The 19,187-nt window shown below is 56.5% G+C and carries 13 protein-coding genes; 1 reads left to right on the top strand and 12 read right to left on the bottom strand.

What is annotated here, in order from left to right:
- Positions 1 to 3: 3 nt before the first annotated feature.
- Positions 4 to 2,310 (bottom strand): FdhF/YdeP family oxidoreductase, encoded by a 2,307-nt coding sequence (locus B880_RS0104800; protein ID WP_017346242.1) that lies wholly within the window; start codon positions 2,308 to 2,310, stop codon positions 4 to 6.
- Positions 2,311 to 2,545: 235 nt separating this feature from the next.
- Here B880_RS0104800 and B880_RS0104795 point away from each other — a divergent pair, with 235 nt between their 5' ends.
- On the top strand, positions 2,546 to 4,135 hold the full coding sequence (locus B880_RS0104795; protein ID WP_017346241.1) for a PTS transporter subunit EIIC: 1,590 nt from the start codon (positions 2,546 to 2,548) through the stop codon (positions 4,133 to 4,135).
- A 3-nt stretch (positions 4,136 to 4,138) separates the two neighbouring features.
- Here the strand turns inward: B880_RS0104795 and B880_RS0104790 are convergent, their stop codons facing one another.
- The 11 genes from B880_RS0104790 to sapA all read right to left on the bottom strand — a co-directional run bounded on the left by B880_RS0104790 (position 4,139) and on the right by sapA (position 19,175).
- Positions 4,139 to 4,447 carry a type 1 fimbrial protein gene (locus tag B880_RS0104790; protein WP_017346240.1) on the bottom strand — a complete coding sequence of 103 codons (309 nt, stop codon included), beginning with the start codon at positions 4,445 to 4,447 and terminating at the stop codon, positions 4,139 to 4,141.
- A gap of 306 nt (positions 4,448 to 4,753) precedes the next feature.
- On the bottom strand, positions 4,754 to 5,878 hold the full coding sequence (locus B880_RS0104785) for a CMD domain-containing protein (protein WP_017346239.1): 1,125 nt from the start codon (positions 5,876 to 5,878) through the stop codon (positions 4,754 to 4,756).
- Between the two features lie 179 nt (positions 5,879 to 6,057).
- A complete protein-coding gene (gene fabI / locus B880_RS0104780; RefSeq protein ID WP_017346238.1) occupies positions 6,058 to 6,846 on the bottom strand; it encodes an enoyl-ACP reductase FabI in 789 nt (262 codons plus the stop codon).
- 140 nt (positions 6,847 to 6,986) lie between these two features.
- Entirely contained in the window at positions 6,987 to 7,790 is an 804-nt protein-coding gene (sapF, locus tag B880_RS0104775) for a putrescine export ABC transporter ATP-binding protein SapF (RefSeq protein ID WP_017346237.1), read from the bottom strand.
- A gap of 2 nt (positions 7,791 to 7,792) precedes the next feature.
- Positions 7,793 to 8,788, bottom strand: a complete 996-nt coding sequence (gene sapD / locus B880_RS0104770; protein ID WP_017346236.1) for a putrescine export ABC transporter ATP-binding protein SapD — start codon at positions 8,786 to 8,788, stop codon at positions 7,793 to 7,795.
- Complete coding sequence (gene sapC / locus B880_RS0104765) at positions 8,788 to 9,678, bottom strand: putrescine export ABC transporter permease SapC (RefSeq protein WP_017346235.1); 891 nt, start codon at positions 9,676 to 9,678, stop codon at positions 8,788 to 8,790. The genes sapD and sapC overlap by 1 nt, the downstream gene beginning before the upstream one ends.
- Before the next feature lie 239 nt (positions 9,679 to 9,917).
- Positions 9,918 to 11,993, bottom strand: coding sequence for a glycogen debranching protein GlgX (gene glgX, locus B880_RS0104760; RefSeq protein WP_017346234.1), 2,076 nt, complete (start codon positions 11,991 to 11,993; stop codon positions 9,918 to 9,920).
- 38 nt (positions 11,994 to 12,031) lie between these two features.
- On the bottom strand, positions 12,032 to 14,518 hold the full coding sequence (gene treY, locus B880_RS0104755) for a malto-oligosyltrehalose synthase (RefSeq protein ID WP_017346233.1): 2,487 nt from the start codon (positions 14,516 to 14,518) through the stop codon (positions 12,032 to 12,034).
- Entirely contained in the window at positions 14,515 to 16,299 is a 1,785-nt protein-coding gene (treZ, locus tag B880_RS0104750) for a malto-oligosyltrehalose trehalohydrolase (RefSeq protein WP_017346232.1), read from the bottom strand. Before treZ ends, treY begins: the two co-directional genes overlap by 4 nt.
- A gap of 291 nt (positions 16,300 to 16,590) precedes the next feature.
- Positions 16,591 to 17,556: a putrescine export ABC transporter permease SapB gene (gene sapB / locus B880_RS0104745; RefSeq protein WP_017346231.1), complete on the bottom strand. Its 966-nt coding sequence runs from the start codon at positions 17,554 to 17,556 to the stop codon at positions 16,591 to 16,593.
- Positions 17,553 to 19,175, bottom strand: coding sequence for an ABC transporter substrate-binding protein SapA (sapA, locus tag B880_RS0104740; RefSeq protein WP_017346230.1), 1,623 nt, complete (start codon positions 19,173 to 19,175; stop codon positions 17,553 to 17,555). Before sapA ends, sapB begins: the two co-directional genes overlap by 4 nt.
- Between the last annotated feature and the right edge of the window lie 12 nt (positions 19,176 to 19,187).

Raw genomic sequence — 19,187 nt, 5'->3', positions numbered from 1 at the left:
ATATCAGGCAATACGCAGAGAAACAGCGTCTTCACTCGGGGAGAGACTGACCGGTACTGATTTCGAGGTTGGGGTGCCACTCCCGTCGCCATAGCTGCTCAGAGGCACCAGCGGGTTGGTTTCTGGGTAGTAGGCGGCGAGATTGCCGCGTGGAATATTGTAGGGCACCAGTTTGAAGCCGCTGACACGGCGCGTAATGCCATCATTCCACAGCGTTTCAATATCCACCAACTGGCCCTCTGTCATCCCCAGAGCTTGCAGATCTTCCGGGTTGATAAACACCACTTCACGCTGGCCATACACGCCACGGTAGCGGTCATCAAGGCCATAAATCGTGGTGTTGTACTGGTCGTGAGAGCGCAGCGTCTGGAGCGTGAACGGCACCTGCTGCCCCTCAAGCTGCGGGAACAGGGAATCGGGCAGGGCTGCCGCACTGAATTCCGCCTTGCCTGATGGGGTATTGAAGCGCAGATCCGCCGCCGCATTGCCCAGATAGAAACCGCCAGGAATATCGCAGCGCAGATTAAAATCCTGGAAGCCAGGAATGGTGGCGGCGATGTGATCGCGGATCAGGCTGTAATCGCCTGCCATCGCCAGCCAGTCCACTTTCTCACTGCCCAGTACCGCATGGGCAATACCGGCAACGATGGCGGTTTCAGAACGCTGAAGCGGTGACAGGGGAATCCCCACCCCTTCAGAGGCGTGCACCATGCTGAAAGAGTCTTCAACGGTAATAAACTGATTGCCGTTGGCCTGCTCATCACGTTCCGTCCGTCCCAGCGTCGGTAAAATCAGGCTGTCCCCGCCCGGCACCAGATGGCTACGGTTGAGCTTGGTACTGATGTGTACCGTCAGACCACAGCGGCTCATCGCCTCTTCGGTTCGCGGAGAGTCTGGCGCGGCAGCGGCCAGATTACCGCCGAGGGCGATCAGCACTTTGACTTCATCGCGCAGCATCGCTTCCAGCGCTTCTACGGTGTTATGCCCAGCGGCGCGGGGTGGCTCAAAATTAAAGTGTTTGCCCAGCGCATCGAGGAAGGCGGCAGACGGCTTCTCATCAATCCCCATGGTGCGGTTACCCTGCACATTACTGTGACCACGCACCGGACACAGCCCAGCGCCTTTTTTGCCCAGCTGTCCAAACAGCAACTGGAGGTTCACAATTTCACGCACGCTATCTACCGAGTGCTTGTGCTGGGTAATCCCCATGGCCCAGGTACAGATCACCCGTTTTGCGCTGCGATAGATCTCAGCGGCTTCGCGAATCTGTTGTTCACTCAAACCCGATTGCTGCACGATCTGCGGCCAGCCCGTGTTATCCACGGCGGTGAAATAGTCATTCACGCCCTGCGTGTTGGCTGCCAGGAAATCTTCGTCAAACAGACCCGGCTGCTGTTGGCTGACCAACGCACGATGCGCTTCAAGCAGGGCTTTTACCATGCCGCGAATCGCCGCCATATCGCCGCCGAGGTTCGGCTGGTAGTAGGCGGAGCTGATGGTTCCCGCCATTGACGTCACCACTTCCAGCGGCTTTTGCGGATCGGCAAAACGCTCCAGGCCACGTTCACGCAGCGTGTTAAAGGTGACAATCCGCGCGCCGTGGTCGGCGGCATGACGCAGGCTATGCAGCATGCGAGGGTGGTTGGTGCCGGGATTCTGCCCGAAGACAAAAATGGCCTCAGCATGGTCAAAATCATCCAGCCTGATGGTCCCTTTACCCACGCCAATACTGCGCTTCAAACCGGAACCGCTGGCTTCGTGGCACATATTGGAGCAGTCCGGGAAATTATTCGAACCGTGCATGCGACCAAACAGCTGATACAGCCAGGACGCTTCATTACTGGCGCGACCAGAGGTGTAGAGTTCCATCTGGTCGGGATTATCCATCGCCTGGATATGTTCGGCGATCAGCGCAAAGGCGTCATCCCAGGTCACTGGCTCATAGTGATCGGTTTCGCTGTTATAGCGCATCGGCTGCGTCAGACGTCCCTGATACTCAAGGAAATAGTCACTTTGCTGATACAGCTTACTGACGCTGTGTTGGGCGAAAAAGGCGTTATCTACGATGCGGCGGGTGGCTTCCCACGTCACCGCTTTGGCGCCATTTTCACAGAAGCTAAAGGTGCTTTTGTTGTCATCACCCCAGGCACAGCCGGGGCAGTCAAAGCCGCGTGCTTTATTCATGCGCAAGAGGTTACGCATATTCTTCAATGCCGCTTTACTGTCGAGTACGAAGCGGGTCGTCGCTTCCAGTGAACCCCAGCCGCCCGCTGCGGCGCGATAAGGTTGAATTTTGCGTTTGAATTTCATGCTGATTTCCGACGGCTTGTTATGAGGTTGTTATGGAAATAGTAATGCAAAGTGTGAGGTTTGCGGGCGGGATCGTCTAATTGATTAAAATAATCAGGTGATAGTTATTACCTATCCCGCGAGGGGATTTATGTGAACAGGGTCAAGTTTTGTGCCGGGTTATGGCAGCAAAACAGGTGGTTTTGGTCAGGGTGACACATACTTTTTTACTAAAATTGGATAAAGGATGCACCCGATGCAGAACCTGACCAGTCAAATTCACGCCTTTGGTAAGGCGCTGATGATGCCGATTTCGGTGATTGCTGCCGCCGGTATCTTCCTCGGTTTAGCCGCCGCGCTGCAAAATCCGGCCATCACGGGTGATGTGTTTGCCCATTGGCCGCTGCCACAGTTGATTATCAGTTTTATTCGTAAAGTGGCCGGGGCGCTGTTTGCTAATTTGCCGCTGTTTTTTGCCGTGGCCAGTGCGATTGGTTTAGCGAAGGCGGAGAAGCCAACTGCGGCGTTTGCGGCAGTGATTGGGTTTATTGCCATGCATGTGGGCATCAGCGCGACGCTGGCCGCTCAGGGGCTGACGGCGGCGACCACAACACCCCAGGCGTTGCAGCAAAGTGGGATGGATCAAACCCGCGCGTTGGTAACCTCCGCCGAATATATTGAAATGCTGGGAATTTTTACCTACAACATGAGCGTGCTGGGTGGGGTGATTGCCGGGTTAACCACGGTCGCACTGCATAACCGTTTTTATACTCAGCAACTCCCCATGGCGATCAGCTTCTTTTCCGGCCGTCGTTTCGTGCCGATTGTCACCGTGGTGATACTGCCGCTGATCGGCGTACTGCTCGCCCTGATCTGGCCGACGCTTGGTGAAGGTATTGCCTGGCTCGGAACGATGATCGGCAAAAGCGGGCAGTATGGGGCGCTGATGCTGGGCACGCTGGAACGCTTGCTCATCCCGACTGGGCTACACCATATCCTCAATGAAACCGTGCGCTTCACGCCCATTGGCGGGATGGCCACGGTAGACGGACAAACCATCATTGGTGCGCTGAATATCTTTAACGCCTCGCTGACCAATCCGGGATCGGTGCCTGAAGAGACCTTACGTCACGCCACTCAGTTTTTAGCGCAGGGTAAAATTCCGGTGATGATGTTTGGCTTACCGGCGGCGGCAGCGGCTATCTATCACACCGCCCGACCCGAGCATAAAAATCGGGTGAAAGCGCTGATGTTGGCGGGCGCGTTAACTTCGTTTACCACGGGCATTACCGAGCCGCTGGAGTTCTGTTTTATTTTTGTCTCACCCGTTTTGTACCTGTTTCATGCTGTGATGACCGGCCTCTCATTTATGCTGATGTCGTTACTGCATTTGATGATTGGTAATGTGCAGGGAGGGGCGATTGATCTGGTGGTGTTTGGCATTCTTGGTGGCAGCAAAACGCACTGGTGGTGGACGTTAGCCCTCGGGGCCCTCTATGCACCACTCTATTACGTGGTTTTCCGCTGGGTCATTACCCGAATGCGGGTTGAAACGCCGGGTCGTGAACGCGAGGAGCAGCAGCCGACTCCCCAGGTTGAGGCCAGCGAACGCACGCAGGTGATCATCAGTGGGCTTGGCGGTGACGCGAATATTGAAGATGTCGACTGCTGTTTCACCCGGTTACGCGTGCGGGTAAAACAAATGGCGGAAGTGGCCGATGAAACCTTAATGACCACGGGGGCCAACGGCGTCAAGCGCATCGGTGAGCATGATGTCCAGGTGATCTATGGGCCGAAGGTGGAGGAGATTGCCCAGCAGGTGAAAAGCGCGCTGGGCAGCGGGTAGCCACTAGACGTAATTAAAGGTGATGATGCCAGTGTGATGCGCCTCATCCACCCATTTTAACTGGCTGCTCCCATAGTGAGCGGGGAGCAGCTGCTGTTTTGTAATGAGTTGATTCACTTTGCTGTGCGGGCGGTTGGCAGGAAAACACACCACCGCCAGCACCTGAGATTGGGTTTCTACCTTGCAACCGCTGTCATAAATTGCCCCGTAAAAACTGACCTGACCGGCCACATTCTCTCTGGCCTGAGCCACTTCCATCATCCCTGATAACACCATTCCAGTTGCAGCAACAGCGATAAGTAATTTACGCATTTGTCACCTCTCATGGGTTGTGGAGCGGCTTGCAAGCTACAAGCTTGAGTAAATTATACCGGTAACTAATGAATAAGATAGCGCAAAGATGATGGAGTTTGCTCAAAATCAATTTATTGATGATTAAAAAATAACAAGCTGAATATTAAGGTAATATTTATTTCTTTCTGTGAGATAAATGGGAGAATTGAGGAAGGGTTGCCATACCTGGACTAAAAGCTGGCGGTGATGCGATTATTTTTGCGCAAAATGTCTGGTGGCTCAGGAAACGGGCTGCGCAGGCGCAACCCGATGCCGAGTGTGAAATTAAGCCGCTTCACCTAAGGCATACCACAGGCGGCTATTCCAGTTGCTTAAGGCCGTCGCCTGGATAAGCCCGAATAACGCCTCAGGCTGCCAGCCGGCATTGAGTAACGGCTGCAAATGAGCTGCGCTGAAACGCTCGGGCGCACGGGTGAGCTGTGCCGCTAACGCAATCACGTCACTCTGTTCTGCTGGTGCCGAATCTATCCCGGCAATCAGACTCTCACCGAGATTGCCCTGATATTCGGCGAACACCCGGCGGCTGCCACTGATACGCGCCGCAACGGCGCTGGCAAGGGCCTGCGGGCTATCTGGCTGATGCTCCAGTTTACCGATCAGGATGGCCCAACCCTGTAAGGCCGCATCGTCATGCGCCAGTAGCCATACCGCATCGTCCATACCCAACTGCGTCTGGCATAAGGTCACCGCGGCCAGTTGGCTGGCGTTGGCATAACGCAGTTCGAGGGCTTTCAGGCCCGGACGCCACTCCGGAGGGCGACCAAATCCCCTGGCTTCTGCATCTGCCGGTTGCGTGGTGCCGGGCAACCAGCGCACCGGTAACCCCAGCAGCGCGTGTACCCCCGCGACGACGCGAGCCTGATAGCTGACATAACCAATCACCTGGTTCAGTGTGACAATGTCTGGCTCGGTTAGCCCTACGGCGTCGAGAGCTTGTAGCGAAGCCTGGGTAATCAGTTCGGGCTGTGTTGCCAACTGGCGAGCATATTGCGTAATTTGCGTCAGGCGGTTATTGCTCTCGCGTGACGAATCCGGGCCGGGTAACGGATTAAGGCGAGCGGAATAGTGATTACACAGTCGCTGTACACCCGCGACCTGCGCCACGGTGAGGGCGATGCTCAGGCGGTCATACAGCGTTAGAGTATGAGTAAGTGACGTTGTCACTTTATCGGGAAACAGAATATGACTTAAGTCGCGCGCGGCAAGCAACGCGGGCTGGAACTGCTGTAACAGCGGCTGAAGTGCTTGCGCATCCTGCTGTAGCCCCAGTAAGAAACGATCTTCGATCCAGGCGGCCTCTGGCACCAGTGGCGCGACAGACTGAGTTTGTGGACGGGATTGACTCTCGTAAAACCACTGATCGTGACCGGGTGAGCGGCGTTGTTCCATGAGGATTCCTTTTGCAAAAACGGTCAAAGTGGACCGACGCGACGCTAAAAAAAGGGGCGGTAAGCGCAGCAGGTATCGTCGCCGAAGCCGGGACAGAGGCAAAAGAATGATCGGTGATAATTAATAGCGAACAGCTATAACGCGGGGGGAGACGGGCGAGCAGCGCTCGCCCGAGGTACTTATTTCAGTTCCAGCTCGTTCATTGCGGCAATGCTGAAGCCGCCATCAACGTGTACCACTTCACCAGTGATACCACCTGCCAGGTCTGAACACAGGAAGGCAGCAGAGTTACCTACGTCTTCGATGGTTACAGTGCGGCGGATAGGGGTAACGGCTTCACAGTGTGACAGCATCTTACGGAAATCTTTGATGCCTGAAGCAGCCAGAGTGCGGATTGGACCGGCAGATACGGCGTTAACACGCGTACCTTCTGGACCCATCGCGTTAGCCATGTAACGCACGTTAGCTTCCAGAGAAGCTTTCGCCAGACCCATAACGTTGTAGTTAGGGATAGCGCGCTCTGCACCCAGGTAAGACAGGGTCAGCAGGGCTGAATTCGGGTTCAGCATCGCACGGCACTCTTTCGCCATCGCAACAAAGCTGTATGCGCTGATGTCGTGAGCGATTTTGAAACCTTCACGGGTAACGGCATTCACATAGTCGCCATCGAGCTGGTCGCCCGGTGCGAAACCGATTGAGTGAACGAAACCGTCAAACTTAGGCCAGGTTTTAGCCAGCTCAGTGAACAGGGCAGTAATGCTCTCGTCTTCTGCTACATCACATGGCAGAACAATGTCTGAACCCAGTTCTTTAGCGAACTCTTCCACGCGACCTTTTAACTTGTCGTTTTGGTAGGTGAAAGCCAGTTCTGCGCCCTGTTTGTGCATCGCCTGCGCAATACCGTAGGCAATGGAAAGTTTACTGGCAACGCCAGTAATCAGAATGCGCTTACCGGAAAGAAAACCCATAGCTGTAATCCTTATGGTCATTGTAGTTGGCGGACGCTGTGCTTCTTTTTTCAGCGCCCGACGTTAATCGACGTGCGATTCTAGCACGTCTCTCCCAAATCAGGTAAATCAGGGCGCGATTTCCCACAGCCCGCACTCTGTCAGGCATCGCGCCGCCAGGCTTCGGCGGTTAAAGCATCGCCAAAGTGGCTGGTGATCAGACGTTTCGTCAGATCGTGCAGAGGAGCAGCCAGCACGTCGGCAGTGCCGCCGCGCTCGACCACTTCTCCCTGATGCATTACCAGCACCTGGTCACTGATATGTTTCATCATTCCCAGGTGCTGTGTCACGTAAATATAGGTCAGACCATGCTTTTCTTGCAGCTCCAGCATCAGGTTGACCTGCTGTGAACGCATGGTCATATCCAGTGATGCCAGCGCTTCATCAGCGATGATCACCTTAGGTTGCAAAATCAGTGCGCGTGCCAGCGCCAGACGCTGTTTTTGGCCTGGTGCCAGCATATGCGGATAATAGCCCGCATGGTCACGGAGTAATCCTACCTGACGTAATGTTGCAATAATGCGTTTCTCGCGCGCTTCATCGTCCAGTTCCGTGTTCAGCCGCAGCGGTAGATCGAGCATCTGACTGACGCGCTGGCGGGGATTCATGGAGGTTGACGGGTCCTGGAAGATCATGCGTATGACCTGGCTACGGTAGCCGTAATCGCCAAATTCCAACGGGTGATTGCCAATCAAAATCTCGCCTTCGGTGGGGTCAACCACGCCACTCAGCATTTTGGCGAGCGTCGATTTACCAGAACCGTTTTCGCCGATGATCGCCAGCGTCTGCTTTTCCCGCAGGGTAAAACTGACGTTTTTGACCGCCTCGACGTGTTGACGGCGAAACAGGCCCGTGCGGTAACGGTAGGTTTTACTCAGGTTGCGCACTTCCAGCAGCGTTTCCATGTTCAGGGGCGCTCCATGTTAAGCGGGAAATGGCAGGCGAAAAGGTGGCTTTTATTGCCGCTCAGACGCGGTGCCTCAATGCACTGACGCTGAGCGTAAGGGCAGCGCGGGCCGAGACGGCAGCCAATCGGCAGGCTCTCCAGCGAAGGAATGGCCCCTTGTAAGGTGTTCAGGCGGCTTTTCGGCGGCAGTGCACGGCCGAAGTCTGGCATAGCGCGGATCAGCGCCTGCGTATAAGGATGATGGGGTGACGTCATTAACTCTTCACTTTGTGCCGTTTCCACCGTCTGGCCGCAATACATCACGTTGATCCGGTCAGCCCAGTAGCTCATGGTGCGCAGGTCATGGCTGATCAACAAAATGGTGGTGTTGTTGTTCTGATTCAAACGGCTTAGCAGGCGGAAAATTTGTGCCTGCGTGGTGGGTTCCATGGCATTGGTCGGCTCATCGGCAATCAGCAGACGCGGCTGGTTTGCCAGTGCAATGGCGATCATCACTTTTTGGCATTCGCCTTCGGTGAGCTCATACGGAAAACTGCGCATGATATCTTTATGATCTTTAATGCCCACACGGTGCAGTAACTCAATGGCACGCTGTTTACGCCAGAACCACAGGCGCTGATACCAGTTGCCCTTGAAGGTCCACGCTGGAATCGCCTGCATCAACTGACGGCCAATGCGCTCGGAAGGGTCCAGACAGGACTGCGGTTCCTGGAAAATCATCGAGACGTTATGGCCGATGATTTTACGCCGTTCCCGCGGCGTTAAACGCAGCAGGTCAATATCGTCAAAGCGCATGCGGTCCGCGCTGACGCGCCAGTTATCTTTGGTCACGCCACAGATAGCCTTCGCCACCAGGCTTTTCCCCGAGCCAGACTCCCCAAGCAGCCCGCGAATTTCCCCTTCATTCAGGGTCAGGTTGATACGATCAACCGCTTTCACCGGGCCATCGGCGGTCATAAACTCAATGGTCAGATTACGAATGTCCAGTAATGGCATTACTCCACCCCCGCTTCAACCGCGCGGCGTAATCCTTCGCCCAGTAAGTTAATCATTAAAACACTGAACATCAGCGCAGCACCGGGCAACATAACGGTCCAGGGGGCGACATAAATCAACTCCAGTGAGTCACCCAGCATCGCGCCCCATTCCGGTGAGGGCAATTGCGCCCCAAGGTCGAGAAAACCGAGTGCTGCAATATCAAGGATAGCCAGTGACAAGGAACGGGTCACTTCGGTGATCAACAGCGGCAAGACGTTGGGCAGAATGGCGTGCCACAGCAGATCGACATTGCTGGCCCCGTCCAGACGGGCGGCAACCACATACTCTTTTTCCAGCTCATCGTGTACCGCAAAATAGATTTCACGCACCATACGCGGCAACAGCGCCAGCAACACTGCGAGCATCGCGTGTTCCAGCCGGGGACCGAGAAAGGCCACCACGATAATCGCTAACAGCAGTGAGGGGATCGACAGCAAGGTATCGAGAATATGGTTAAGGATGGCCGAACGTAATCCACGGGTGATCCCGGCGAGCACGCCCAACAGCAGGGCAAAGAGCGTAGCCCACAGCGTGACCAGAATCGCCGAGCCTACCGTGGGTGCGGCACCGCTCAGCAGGCGGCTGAGCAGGTCGCGGCCCAGATCGTCGGTGCCAAGGAAGAAGGAGACATCGCCATAGTGTGACCATGAAGGCGGCAGCAACTGATAGCCAAGAAACTGCTGATCGATGCCATAAGGGGCCAGCACACCGCCAAATACGCACAGCAACAGCAGCGCAGCAAAGCCGTATAATCCGACCATGGCGCTGGTATTACGGTAGAACAACCGCCAGGTGTTGCGCAGGGCGCTGGGCAGCTGCTTCTCAGCATAAATTTTATCTGTCGGCATTAAGCGTTAACTTTGTTGGTGTTAGTCAGGACGGGTCGGTTTTTACTACTCATATCAACATTTTGGCGCATGCATTTGCTTTAGTGTAGGGGATTGCGGGTGACGTTGTATAGCGGCAACTGCCCGCTCAGGGTGCCATCTGCATAATTATCGTTCCATAACCCATTGTCCGGCAAGGTGCAGGGCGGGCAAATTTTACCCGGCAGAGGCAGGCTGCAACAGGCAGCCTGCTCAGGGCATCAGGGGCGGCGGAACAGCGCCAGGCTGCGGCCTTCCAGAGGAAATTCGGTTTCCTGATCGAAAATCTTACCAGGCGCTACGTTGTCGGAGGTGGAGAGTTCCAGTGTCCAGCCCCCGCCTTCAGTGGTAGGGATAACAAAGGGTACAGCACCTTTATAGGGGTTGAACAAGATCAGCACATCCTGCCACAGCCCCGGTTCCTCGGGCAGATCCGGCTGGCTGAGGTATAAGCCCAGCGTGGTGCCTTGATGCCACTGTTCGGGTAACTGATAGCCGCCGCCGGGGTTGTACCACTTGACGATCAGGCCATCACGCCAGCTTTCGCGGCGCAGCAGAGGTTGCTGCGCGCGCAGGGCAATCACCTGGCGCGTGAACTGACGCAACGCCTCGGCGGATTCAGGCAGGTTATCCCAGTGGAACCATGAAATATCACTGTCCTGGCAGTAGCCGTTATTGTTCCCGCCCTGGCTGCGACCAAATTCATCCCCGGCTAGCAGCATCGGCGTACCGTGGGAGAACAGCAGCGTCGCCAGGAAGTTACGTTTTTGCCGCTCACGTACGCTATTGATCTCTGGCCGCTCGGTGGGGCCTTCCACACCATAATTGTAGGAGCGGTTATGGTTATGCCCGTCACGATTCTTCTCGCCGTTGGCATTGTTGTGTTTATGGTTATAGGACACCAGGTCATTCAGGGTAAAGCCGTCGTGGGCGGTAATGAAGTTGACGCCGGCCCACGGCCTTCTGCGGCGTTGATCGTAGAGATCGCCCGAACCAAGCAGGCGTGCGGCAAAATCGGTCGAAACATGGTCGCCTTTCCAGTATTCACGCACGGTGTCGCGGTACTGATCGTTCCATTCAGCCCAGCCTGGTGGAAATCCGCCGACCTGATAGCCGCCAGGCCCGATGTCCCAGGGTTCGCCGATCAGCTTCACGCGGGACAACAGCGGGTCCTGGCTTATGGCATCGAAAAAGCCGCCGCGCTGGTCAAAGCCTTCAGGTTCCCGGCCCAGAATCGTGCCGAGATCAAAACGAAAGCCGTCAACATGCATAAACTCCACCCAGTAGCGCAGCGAGTCCATGATCAGTTGCAGCACGCGGGGATGGGAGGTGTTAACGGTATTGCCGGTACCGGTGTCATTAATGTAATAGCGGTGGTTATCGGACAACGTACGATAATAGGAGAAGTTGTCGATGCCCTTAAAGGAGAGCGTCGGGCCAAGCTCATTCCCTTCCGCCGTGTGGTTGTAGACCACGTCGAGGATTACCTCGATACCGGCATCGTGGAAGGCGCGCACCATATCGCGGAAGCCCTGGATACCGCGCGGACCGAAATAGCGGTGTGCTGGCGCAAAAAACGCGAGGGAGTTGTAGCCCCAGTAGTTTCTTAATCCCTTATCCAGCAGGTGCTGATCGTCCGGGAACCAATGTACCGGCATCAGCTCAACGGAAGTAATGCCTAAGCTTTTGATGTAATCCACTGACGCCTTGTGGGCCATGCCCTCAAAGGTGCCGCGCAAAGGGGCAGGGATGGCCGGATTTAACTGGGTAAAGCCTTTAACGTGCGTTTCATATAGCACGGCAGAAGACCAGTTGATGTTGGGGCGATTCTCATCGTGCCAGTGAAACTCATAGGGATCGATCACGCGGCATTTTGGCATAAAGGGCGCGCTGTCTTGCGTATCAAAGCTCAGGTCTTTCTCGTCGTTGTCGAGATCATAGGCAAAATGCGCCGCATTCCACTGAATATCACCGGCAATTTCGCGCGCATAAGGATCGACCAAAAGTTTGTTGGCATTGAAGCGATGGCCATTTTCCGGATCGAAAGGGCCATGCACGCGATAGCCATACAGTGCGCCCGGCTCCAGCCCTGGAATGTAGCCGTGCCACACTTCATGGGTATTTTCCGGCAGATCCATCCGGGCGATTTCATGCTTGCCGCTGGGATCATACAGGCACAGCTCCACCCGTTCCGCGTGTGCCGAGAACAGGGCAAAGTTAACGCCGTCGCCATCATAGGTGGCACCGAGGACATGACTCATTCCTGCCGTGATCTCGAAACGTTTACCGTCTGACATCTCTTCTTCTCCCTCAGCCAATTGCGCAAATTGTTGTTTTAATTCTGCCGCACCAGCACCAGCGGCACTTTAGGGTTAAAACTGTCGAGCGGGAACCGGTCATGGGCGTGATAGCTGATGCCAGAGATCCACTCGCGGTAGTGATGAAATGCCAGCGCGGCAGGCAGATTGACGGCGGTGGCTTCCCAACGGGTCGGATGCAAAGGCAGACGCGGCACAATCACAATCACACTGTCGGTGCCCAAGCTACGAGCGTAAGCCACCAGCAGGTGTTGCGCAGGGCCGGACAGAGCCAACGGTTGATAGTCACCGGCGCGAAAGAGTTCGGGTTTGCTCTGGCGAAGGTGCAGCAGGCGTGCCGTGAACTGTTGTTTAAACGCGCCGTTGCGCCAGCCCTCTTGTATGCGTGCATCGGGCTGCGTCAGCCAGTGTTGCAGCAGGGTGAAATCCGGCTCCCGGCGGTTATCTGGATCAACCAGACTGAGATCGCTGACTTCGCTCCCCTGATAAATATCCGGCACGCCGGGGGCAGTGAGTTTGATGGCGCTCTGGGCCAGGCTGTTGACTCTCCCGGCTTCAATAAAGGGCTGTAAGGTGGTGTGAAAGTCCTGTAAAAAAGCGTGATTGAGCGGTGAAAGTAGCTGGCGCGCGTAGTTAAGTACGGCGGTTTCGTACTCCGCATTTTGCTCGCTCCAGTCGGTACGCAGTTTCGCTTCGCGCAGTGCTTTTTCAACGAAGGGCAGGAAGCGTGCTTCCAGCGACTGGAGGCTCAGGGGCTCCTCTGGATGCTGTGTATTAGGCCAGATACCCGCCAGCGCCTGGTAGAGCATCCACTCCACTTCGGGTTCAGGGGCTGGGCCATCGGCGAGCGGGATGACATGCAGCTGATGCTGTTGCCGCCAGCGGTTGACACTCTCTGCCCACTGTTCCGGTGCCTCGCTCAGGCTATACAACCTCGCACGCGCATCTTCTCCGCGCTTGGTATCGTGCGTGGCGGTGGTAGAAATGCCCTGCGGCTGTGCTGTCAGGCGCTCCTGCATGCGCTGGTGAAAATTAGCGACGGAGAAACGCTGTGGCAAAGGTTCGGCTCCCACTTCATTCAGCGCCAGCAGGGCACACTGGCGGAAAAACAGCGTATCTTCAACGGATTTTGCCATTAGCGGGCCGGTCAGTTGCTGGAAACGCAGGCGAAACTCGGTGGCGGTGACCACGGCGGAAGGTGAGACTGCGCCGCTGAGCACGGTGACAATAAAGTCCAGCGCCGCGCGGTCATGCAGCTGAATACCTGCAACCACCTGACTCAGCAGACGGGCGCTGGCAGGCGGTAAGCCTTGCGCGGTGCCGTAGGTGCGATAGACCGGAAAGGCAATCAACACTTCACGCAGCGCATCACGCAGCGCACTCTCACTCACGCGGGCGTGCTCATGGTGAGCCAATCCCAGCGCTATCGACACCAGCGTGGTGAATTCCCCCCTAAAATTATGCGTGACCATCAGCTGTTTGGCGGCCCGTAGATCCTCGGCCAGCGAAATTTTTCGCTGTGAAATCTGCTGCCAACTGGCCTGCAGTTTGGCAACCTGGCTGTTATCCACCAGTGCCTGCGCCAGCGTGGCGATAAATTCATAGCCGGTAGTCCCGGCAACCGGCCAGTCCTCCGGCAACTGTTCGCCTTCAGCGGTAATTTTCTCTACGGTGATGTAGCAATCAGCGCCACACGCCTGACGCAAGCGGGTGACATAGCCTTGTGGATCGGCCAGTCCGTCAATGTGATCAATGCGCAGTCCGGCCACTGCGCCGCTGTGTACCAGTTCAAGAATTAACTGATGCGTTGCGTCAAACACCTCGTCGTCTTCAACGCGAACCCCAACCAATCCGGTGATTTCAAAGAAACGTCGATAGGAGAGCTCGCGGTGTGCGTCACGCCAGCTCATCAGTTGCCAGGGTTGCTGCGCATGGAGGGCCGCCAGCGCCGGGGTCTCGGTCAGGGCTAACACTTCCTGCTCACGACCTTGCCAACTGTCTGGAGTCAGCGGGTAGTAGTTATCGAAATAGGCCATCACGGGCTTACCCGTGTTTGGATCGGGCAGAACGCGGATCTCTCCTGCGGCCAGCACAGCTTCGAAACTGTCGCCGAGAAACGGCAAAGTCAGGCGGCGCGACCAGTCAATATCGAAGTAGTGTGCATAGCGGCTCTGTTCCCCGTGCTCGATCACATCCCGCCACCAGGGGTTTTCGAGTGAGGCGGCCATATGGTTGGGGACGATATCGAGAATCAGCGCCAGTCCGGCCTGGTGCAATGCGGCCACCAGCCGGTCAAAGCCTGCACGCCCACCTATACGGGGATCAATTTCATTGGCATCACTGACGTCATAGCCGTGCGTGGAACCCTCGGGCGCGGTAAACACCGGGGAAAGGTACAGGTGGCTGATTCCCAGAGACTGCCAGTAGGGGATCAGCGCGGTTGCCCGGTCGAAAGTCATGCCGTTACGTAACTGCAAACGATAAGTCGCGCAAGGGATCGTCATGCAACCTCCCGAGGGGCAAAGCGCACGATCACGCCGTTGGGGGCAAGCGTATCCGTCTCCGCAGGTAAGGCAAACAGGGTTTCACCCCGTATTTCGCCAATGGATTGTGGGTGGGGGCCAAGGTTCAACGCCAGGCTAAGTTGACCGCCGGCGAACTGCCAGCTGACCGCCAGAAATCCATCCTCGGCCGCGAGGACAGTGCCGCTGTTGCCGCGCACGCCTGCCAAATGCGGAATGATGTGTTGTCGCCGCAGTGCCAGCAGCTGTTGAGTTAATGCCAGCCAGGCCGTTCCTTCGGCGCTGGCTCGCCGCTGCCAGTCCAGTCTGGAATCGGTAAAGGTGGTGACGGCATTGGGATCGGGAACATCTTCACCTTCATGCCCGCTGTGCCCGGCAAACTCGCGAGCCCGTCCTTCCCGTACCGCCCGAGCTAATTCGCCGGTGAAGTCGGTAAAGAACAGAAACGGTCGGGTTTCTCCGTACTCTTCGCCCATAAACAGCAACGGAATATGCGGCGAGAGCAGCAGGGTTGCCAGCAGAGCCTGAGTGCGCTCCACGCCCGCGAGGCTCAGGAGCCTTTCGCCGTGGGCGCGATTGCCGGTCTGATCGTGATTCTGGATGAAATTGACAAAGGTGGTGGGCGGCTGGCCGCTGCTCTTCACCCCGCGTGGTTCGCCGCTGTGTGGGGAAAACTCACCTTGCCAGGCAAAGCCCTCTGCCAGCGTGCGCGCCAGCAGTTTTTCCGGCTGCTCGGCAAAATCCTGGTAGTAGCCGTGCGTTTCTCCGGTGGCAAGCACGTGGGCGGCATTGTGGAAATCATCGTTCCATTCGCCGTTAAACAGCGGGAAGCTGCCATCCGCCGCGCGTGGATGCAGGAAGATAACATTGCGATTATCTTCAGTGGTCAAATGAAGGGCGCGTTGCGGGATTGCGGCACGAATGTGTTCGGCGATTTCGACCAAAATATGTTTCGATGAGGCATCTTTGATCTGGTCGATGGCATCAAACCGCAGCCCATCAAAGTGATACTCCTGCAACCAGTAGAGGGGCGCATGGAGCATATAGTCGCGCACGGGCGCATGCTCATAGGCAATGCCTGCGCCCCAGGGGGTAATACGATCGGCATGGAAAAAGTCGGGTGCCAGCAGCGGCAAATAATTGCCCTGCGGGCCAAAGTGGTTGAGGACGATGTCCAGTACCACGCTCAGGCCAAGCTGATGTGCGGCATCCACAAACGCTTTTACCTCCTCGACGCTGCCGTAGGCGGCGTGGGGAGCGTACAGCAGCACACCGTCATAGCCCCAACCGCGCGATCCACCGAAGTGGGACAGCGGGAGAAGTTCGATCACGGTAATACCCAGCGCGGCCAGTTCAGGCAGTTTTTCTCTGGCGGCGGCAAAAGTGCCTGCCGGGGTAAAAGTCCCGACATGCAGTTCGTAGGTCACAGTCTCTTCCCACGGACGGCCTTGCCACTGCTGATCCTGCCACTGCCAGTTGCGGTGATCGATAACCAGCGACGGACCTTCCACATCATCCCGCTGCGCCCGTGAAGCGGGGTCTGCCACTGCGGTGCCGTCATCTAACACGTACTGGTATTCAGCGCCGTGGGCTATTCCCGGTAACTGGAGGGAAAACCAGCCCTCTGGCTCTGCGTCCATCGCCCGATCCTCACCCTGAATGCGTAAGGCGACGTGCTGCTGTCCCGGTGCCCACAGGCGAAAACGCACTGCGCCATCAGGCTGATATTCAGCGCCCCAACCGGGTTGCGATCTCATCCCCATCCGATAACCTCTTTCAATGCAAAGTGGATACGCAGGGATAGCGTCATGCGCGTTGTGCTTATCCCTGTTCTGTTTTGCAGCCAGGCAAACAGCCGTGGACTGAAGTTAAGTGCAATGATTTATTCAGTGTGATCAAAGGCAGTTCAGGGTGCTGAGGCACAAGAAAATAGCCGTAAATGTGCGCGACTCTTGACGAAGAATAGCCTGGATTTGTGCTTCCGGTGGGCGGGAGGAGATTTTGGCGGGGAAAAGAGGGGCACACCGACAAGCGTTATCGGTGCGCCCGAGCGCTTAGCGCAGCGCGTACCACTCTTTGTGTTTTAACGGGTTAAGGGCTGCGCCGAGAATATCGGTTAGCACGTTGACCACAATCACCAGGGTGCCGATCAGCATCACGCCCGCCGAAATGGCGGCATAGTCCTGCTGGCGAATGGCGTTAATTAACCAACGACCGACACCCGGCCAGTTAAATACTACCTCGGTGATCATCGCGAGCGTCAGCATGGTGGAGAATTGCAACCCAAGGCGCGGAATTACCGGGGGTAACGCATTGTGCAGCACATGGCGACGGATTACCGTAAAGCGCGACAGGCCGCGCGTGGCGGCGGCTTTGACGTAGCTTTTCTCCATCACTTCACTGGTGCTGCCGCGCAGCAGGCGGATCACTTCGGTGGTCGGTGCAACGGCCAGCACGGTGACCGGCAGAACCATGTGAGTCAGCACGCTGACGATCATCTGATGACGCCACGGAGAGTGGCTCAGCCACGCGTCAATCAGGGCAAACCCCGTGACATGCTGTACCGGGTAGAGCAGATCGAAGCGCCCGGACACCGGTAGCCAGCCCAGGTCGAGGGAGAACAGCAGGGTAAACAACAGCGCCAGCCAGAATACCGGCATGGAGAAGCCGATAAGCGCCAGGGCGCTGATGGTTTTATCCTGCCACTTTTTGCGCATCACACCCGCACAGATCCCCAACGGAATACCCGCTAACAGCGCTAACGCAAAAGCCAGGATACACAGCTCCAGAGTGGCCGGGAAGACTTCCAGCAGTTGATCGGTGATGGGCTGACCGTTGGTACTGGAGACACCGAAATCGAGTTGTAACAGGCCTTTAAACCAGAACCACCAGGCATCAAACAGCGAAGCGCCCTGTAATGGCGCATCCGGCGTGAAGTAGCTCAGGCTGAAGCTCACCAGGGAGAGCAAGAACAGGGTAATCGTCAGCAGCACAAAGCGACGTAAGATATAGATAATCATGGTTCCTCCCGCGCATCGCGATAAACCCCGGCAAAGGAGCTGTTACCAAACGGGCTGAGTACCAGGCCGTGAATGTCGTGGCGATAGGCCTGTAGGCGTAAAGAGGAGGCCAGAGGGAGTATCGGTAGCTCCTGTGCCAGCATCTGTTGTGCGCGATCGTAATCATCAATGCGGGATGAAAGCTGCTGGGACAACAGCGCCTGTTGCAGTAGCGCATCGAAATCCGCGTTACACCAGTGGGCGTAATTGGTTTGCGAAGCAATCGCGGCACAGCTAAGCAGCGGACGGAAGAAACTGTCCGGGTCGTTGCTGTCCGTGGACCAGCCCGTCAGGGTCAGGTCATGGTTCATCGCCATCAGACGCGCTTCCTGAAAACGCCCCTCGACGGGAACAATACTGACGGTAACGCCCACCTGGGCGAGATCGGCTTGCAGCAGTTCCGCCATTTTCAGCGGGCTCGGGTTCCATGCCTGTGAGGTTACGGGCACCGCCAGGCGCAAGTGCAGATTTTTGATCCCTAAGGCCGCCAGTTCAGCGCGTGAGCGAGGCGGGTCCCACGGGGTAATTTTCGCTTCATTATCATAGGCCCAGGAGGCGCGTGGGATCACCGAGGCTGCGGTTTCCGCTGTGCCGTAGTAAATGGACTCCATCAGGCGTTCGTTGTTAATGGCCAGCGCCAGCGCATGGCGTACCTCTGGACGATCCAGCGGCGCTTTGCGTGTGTTAAATGCCAGGTAAGCGATGTTCATTCCGGGACGCAGCGTCATGCGCAGCCGCGAGTCATCACGCAGGATCGGGAGCTGGCTTGCTGCGGGGTAGGCCAGGACATCGCACTCGCCGGTCAGGAGCTTCGATAATCTGCCTGTGCCGCCAACCCCCAAATCAATCACCGCCTGTTGCAGACGCGGCACGCCGCGCCAGTAAGCCGGATTGCGCGCCAGGCGAATATATTGCCCGGTGCGGTATTCACTCAGCTGGAATGGGCCGGTGCCGACAGGCATGCGATCCAGTTGCTCTTGTTTCCCGGCGGCGCTTAGCTGGCTGGCATATTCGGCGGAGAGAACCGGCGCATAGTGGGTGGCAAGGTGCCACAGGAAGGAGGCATCCGGACTGTTCAGACGAAATTCAACGGTGTGGCTATCCAGTTTGCGAATGCTCTGCACTGAATCAGAAAATTGCAGGCTATCGAAGTAGGGATAGTTGCCGCCGTTAACGTCATGCCAGGGGTTGTGACGATCAAACATGCGCGAGAAGCTGAATACCACATCGTCGGCATTCATATTGCGACCTGGAGTAAACCAGGCGGTGTGTTGAAACTGGACATCGTTGCGCAGATGGAAACGATACGTCGCTCCGCCGTCTAACACTTCCCAGCTTTGTGCCAGGTCCGGCATCAGGCGATAGGTGTAGGGATCAACATCCAGCAAGCGGTCATACAACTGGGCCGCGAGGGTATCCACCACCAGCCCGCTGCTGGCTAACTGCGGGTTAAAGGTGTTGAGCGTGCCATTAACACAGTAGACAAAGCCACTTTGGCGAATATCGCCCGTGGGTGCAGACCAGGCGCAACCACTGAAAACGCTTAAGCCAAGCAGCAGTGAGAGAATGAGTTTAGACATAGAAGGTTACGT

The organism is Pantoea sp. A4 (assembly GCF_000295955.2).
GTDB classification, from domain to species: Bacteria; Pseudomonadota; Gammaproteobacteria; order Enterobacterales; family Enterobacteriaceae; genus Pantoea; species Pantoea multigeneris.
This window is presented reverse-complemented; position numbering and strand designations above follow the sequence as displayed.

Coding starts and splice junctions, on each gene's coding strand:
- B880_RS0104800 (WP_017346242.1), bottom strand. CDS start 2,310: ATGAAATTCAAACGCAAAATTCAACCTTATCGCGCCGCAGCGGGCGGC.
- B880_RS0104795 (WP_017346241.1), top strand. CDS start 2,546: ATGCAGAACCTGACCAGTCAAATTCACGCCTTTGGTAAGGCGCTGATG.
- B880_RS0104790 (WP_017346240.1), bottom strand. CDS start 4,447: ATGCGTAAATTACTTATCGCTGTTGCTGCAACTGGAATGGTGTTATCA.
- B880_RS0104785 (WP_017346239.1), bottom strand. CDS start 5,878: ATGGAACAACGCCGCTCACCCGGTCACGATCAGTGGTTTTACGAGAGT.
- fabI (WP_017346238.1), bottom strand. CDS start 6,846: ATGGGTTTTCTTTCCGGTAAGCGCATTCTGATTACTGGCGTTGCCAGT.
- sapF (WP_017346237.1), bottom strand. CDS start 7,790: ATGGAAACGCTGCTGGAAGTGCGCAACCTGAGTAAAACCTACCGTTAC.
- sapD (WP_017346236.1), bottom strand. CDS start 8,788: ATGCCATTACTGGACATTCGTAATCTGACCATTGAGTTTATGACCGCC.
- sapC (WP_017346235.1), bottom strand. CDS start 9,678: ATGCCGACAGATAAAATTTATGCTGAGAAGCAGCTGCCCAGCGCCCTG.
- glgX (WP_017346234.1), bottom strand. CDS start 11,993: ATGTCAGACGGTAAACGTTTCGAGATCACGGCAGGAATGAGTCATGTC.
- treY (WP_017346233.1), bottom strand. CDS start 14,518: ATGACGATCCCTTGCGCGACTTATCGTTTGCAGTTACGTAACGGCATG.
- treZ (WP_017346232.1), bottom strand. CDS start 16,299: ATGGGGATGAGATCGCAACCCGGTTGGGGCGCTGAATATCAGCCTGAT.
- sapB (WP_017346231.1), bottom strand. CDS start 17,556: ATGATTATCTATATCTTACGTCGCTTTGTGCTGCTGACGATTACCCTG.
- sapA (WP_017346230.1), bottom strand. CDS start 19,175: ATGTCTAAACTCATTCTCTCACTGCTGCTTGGCTTAAGCGTTTTCAGT.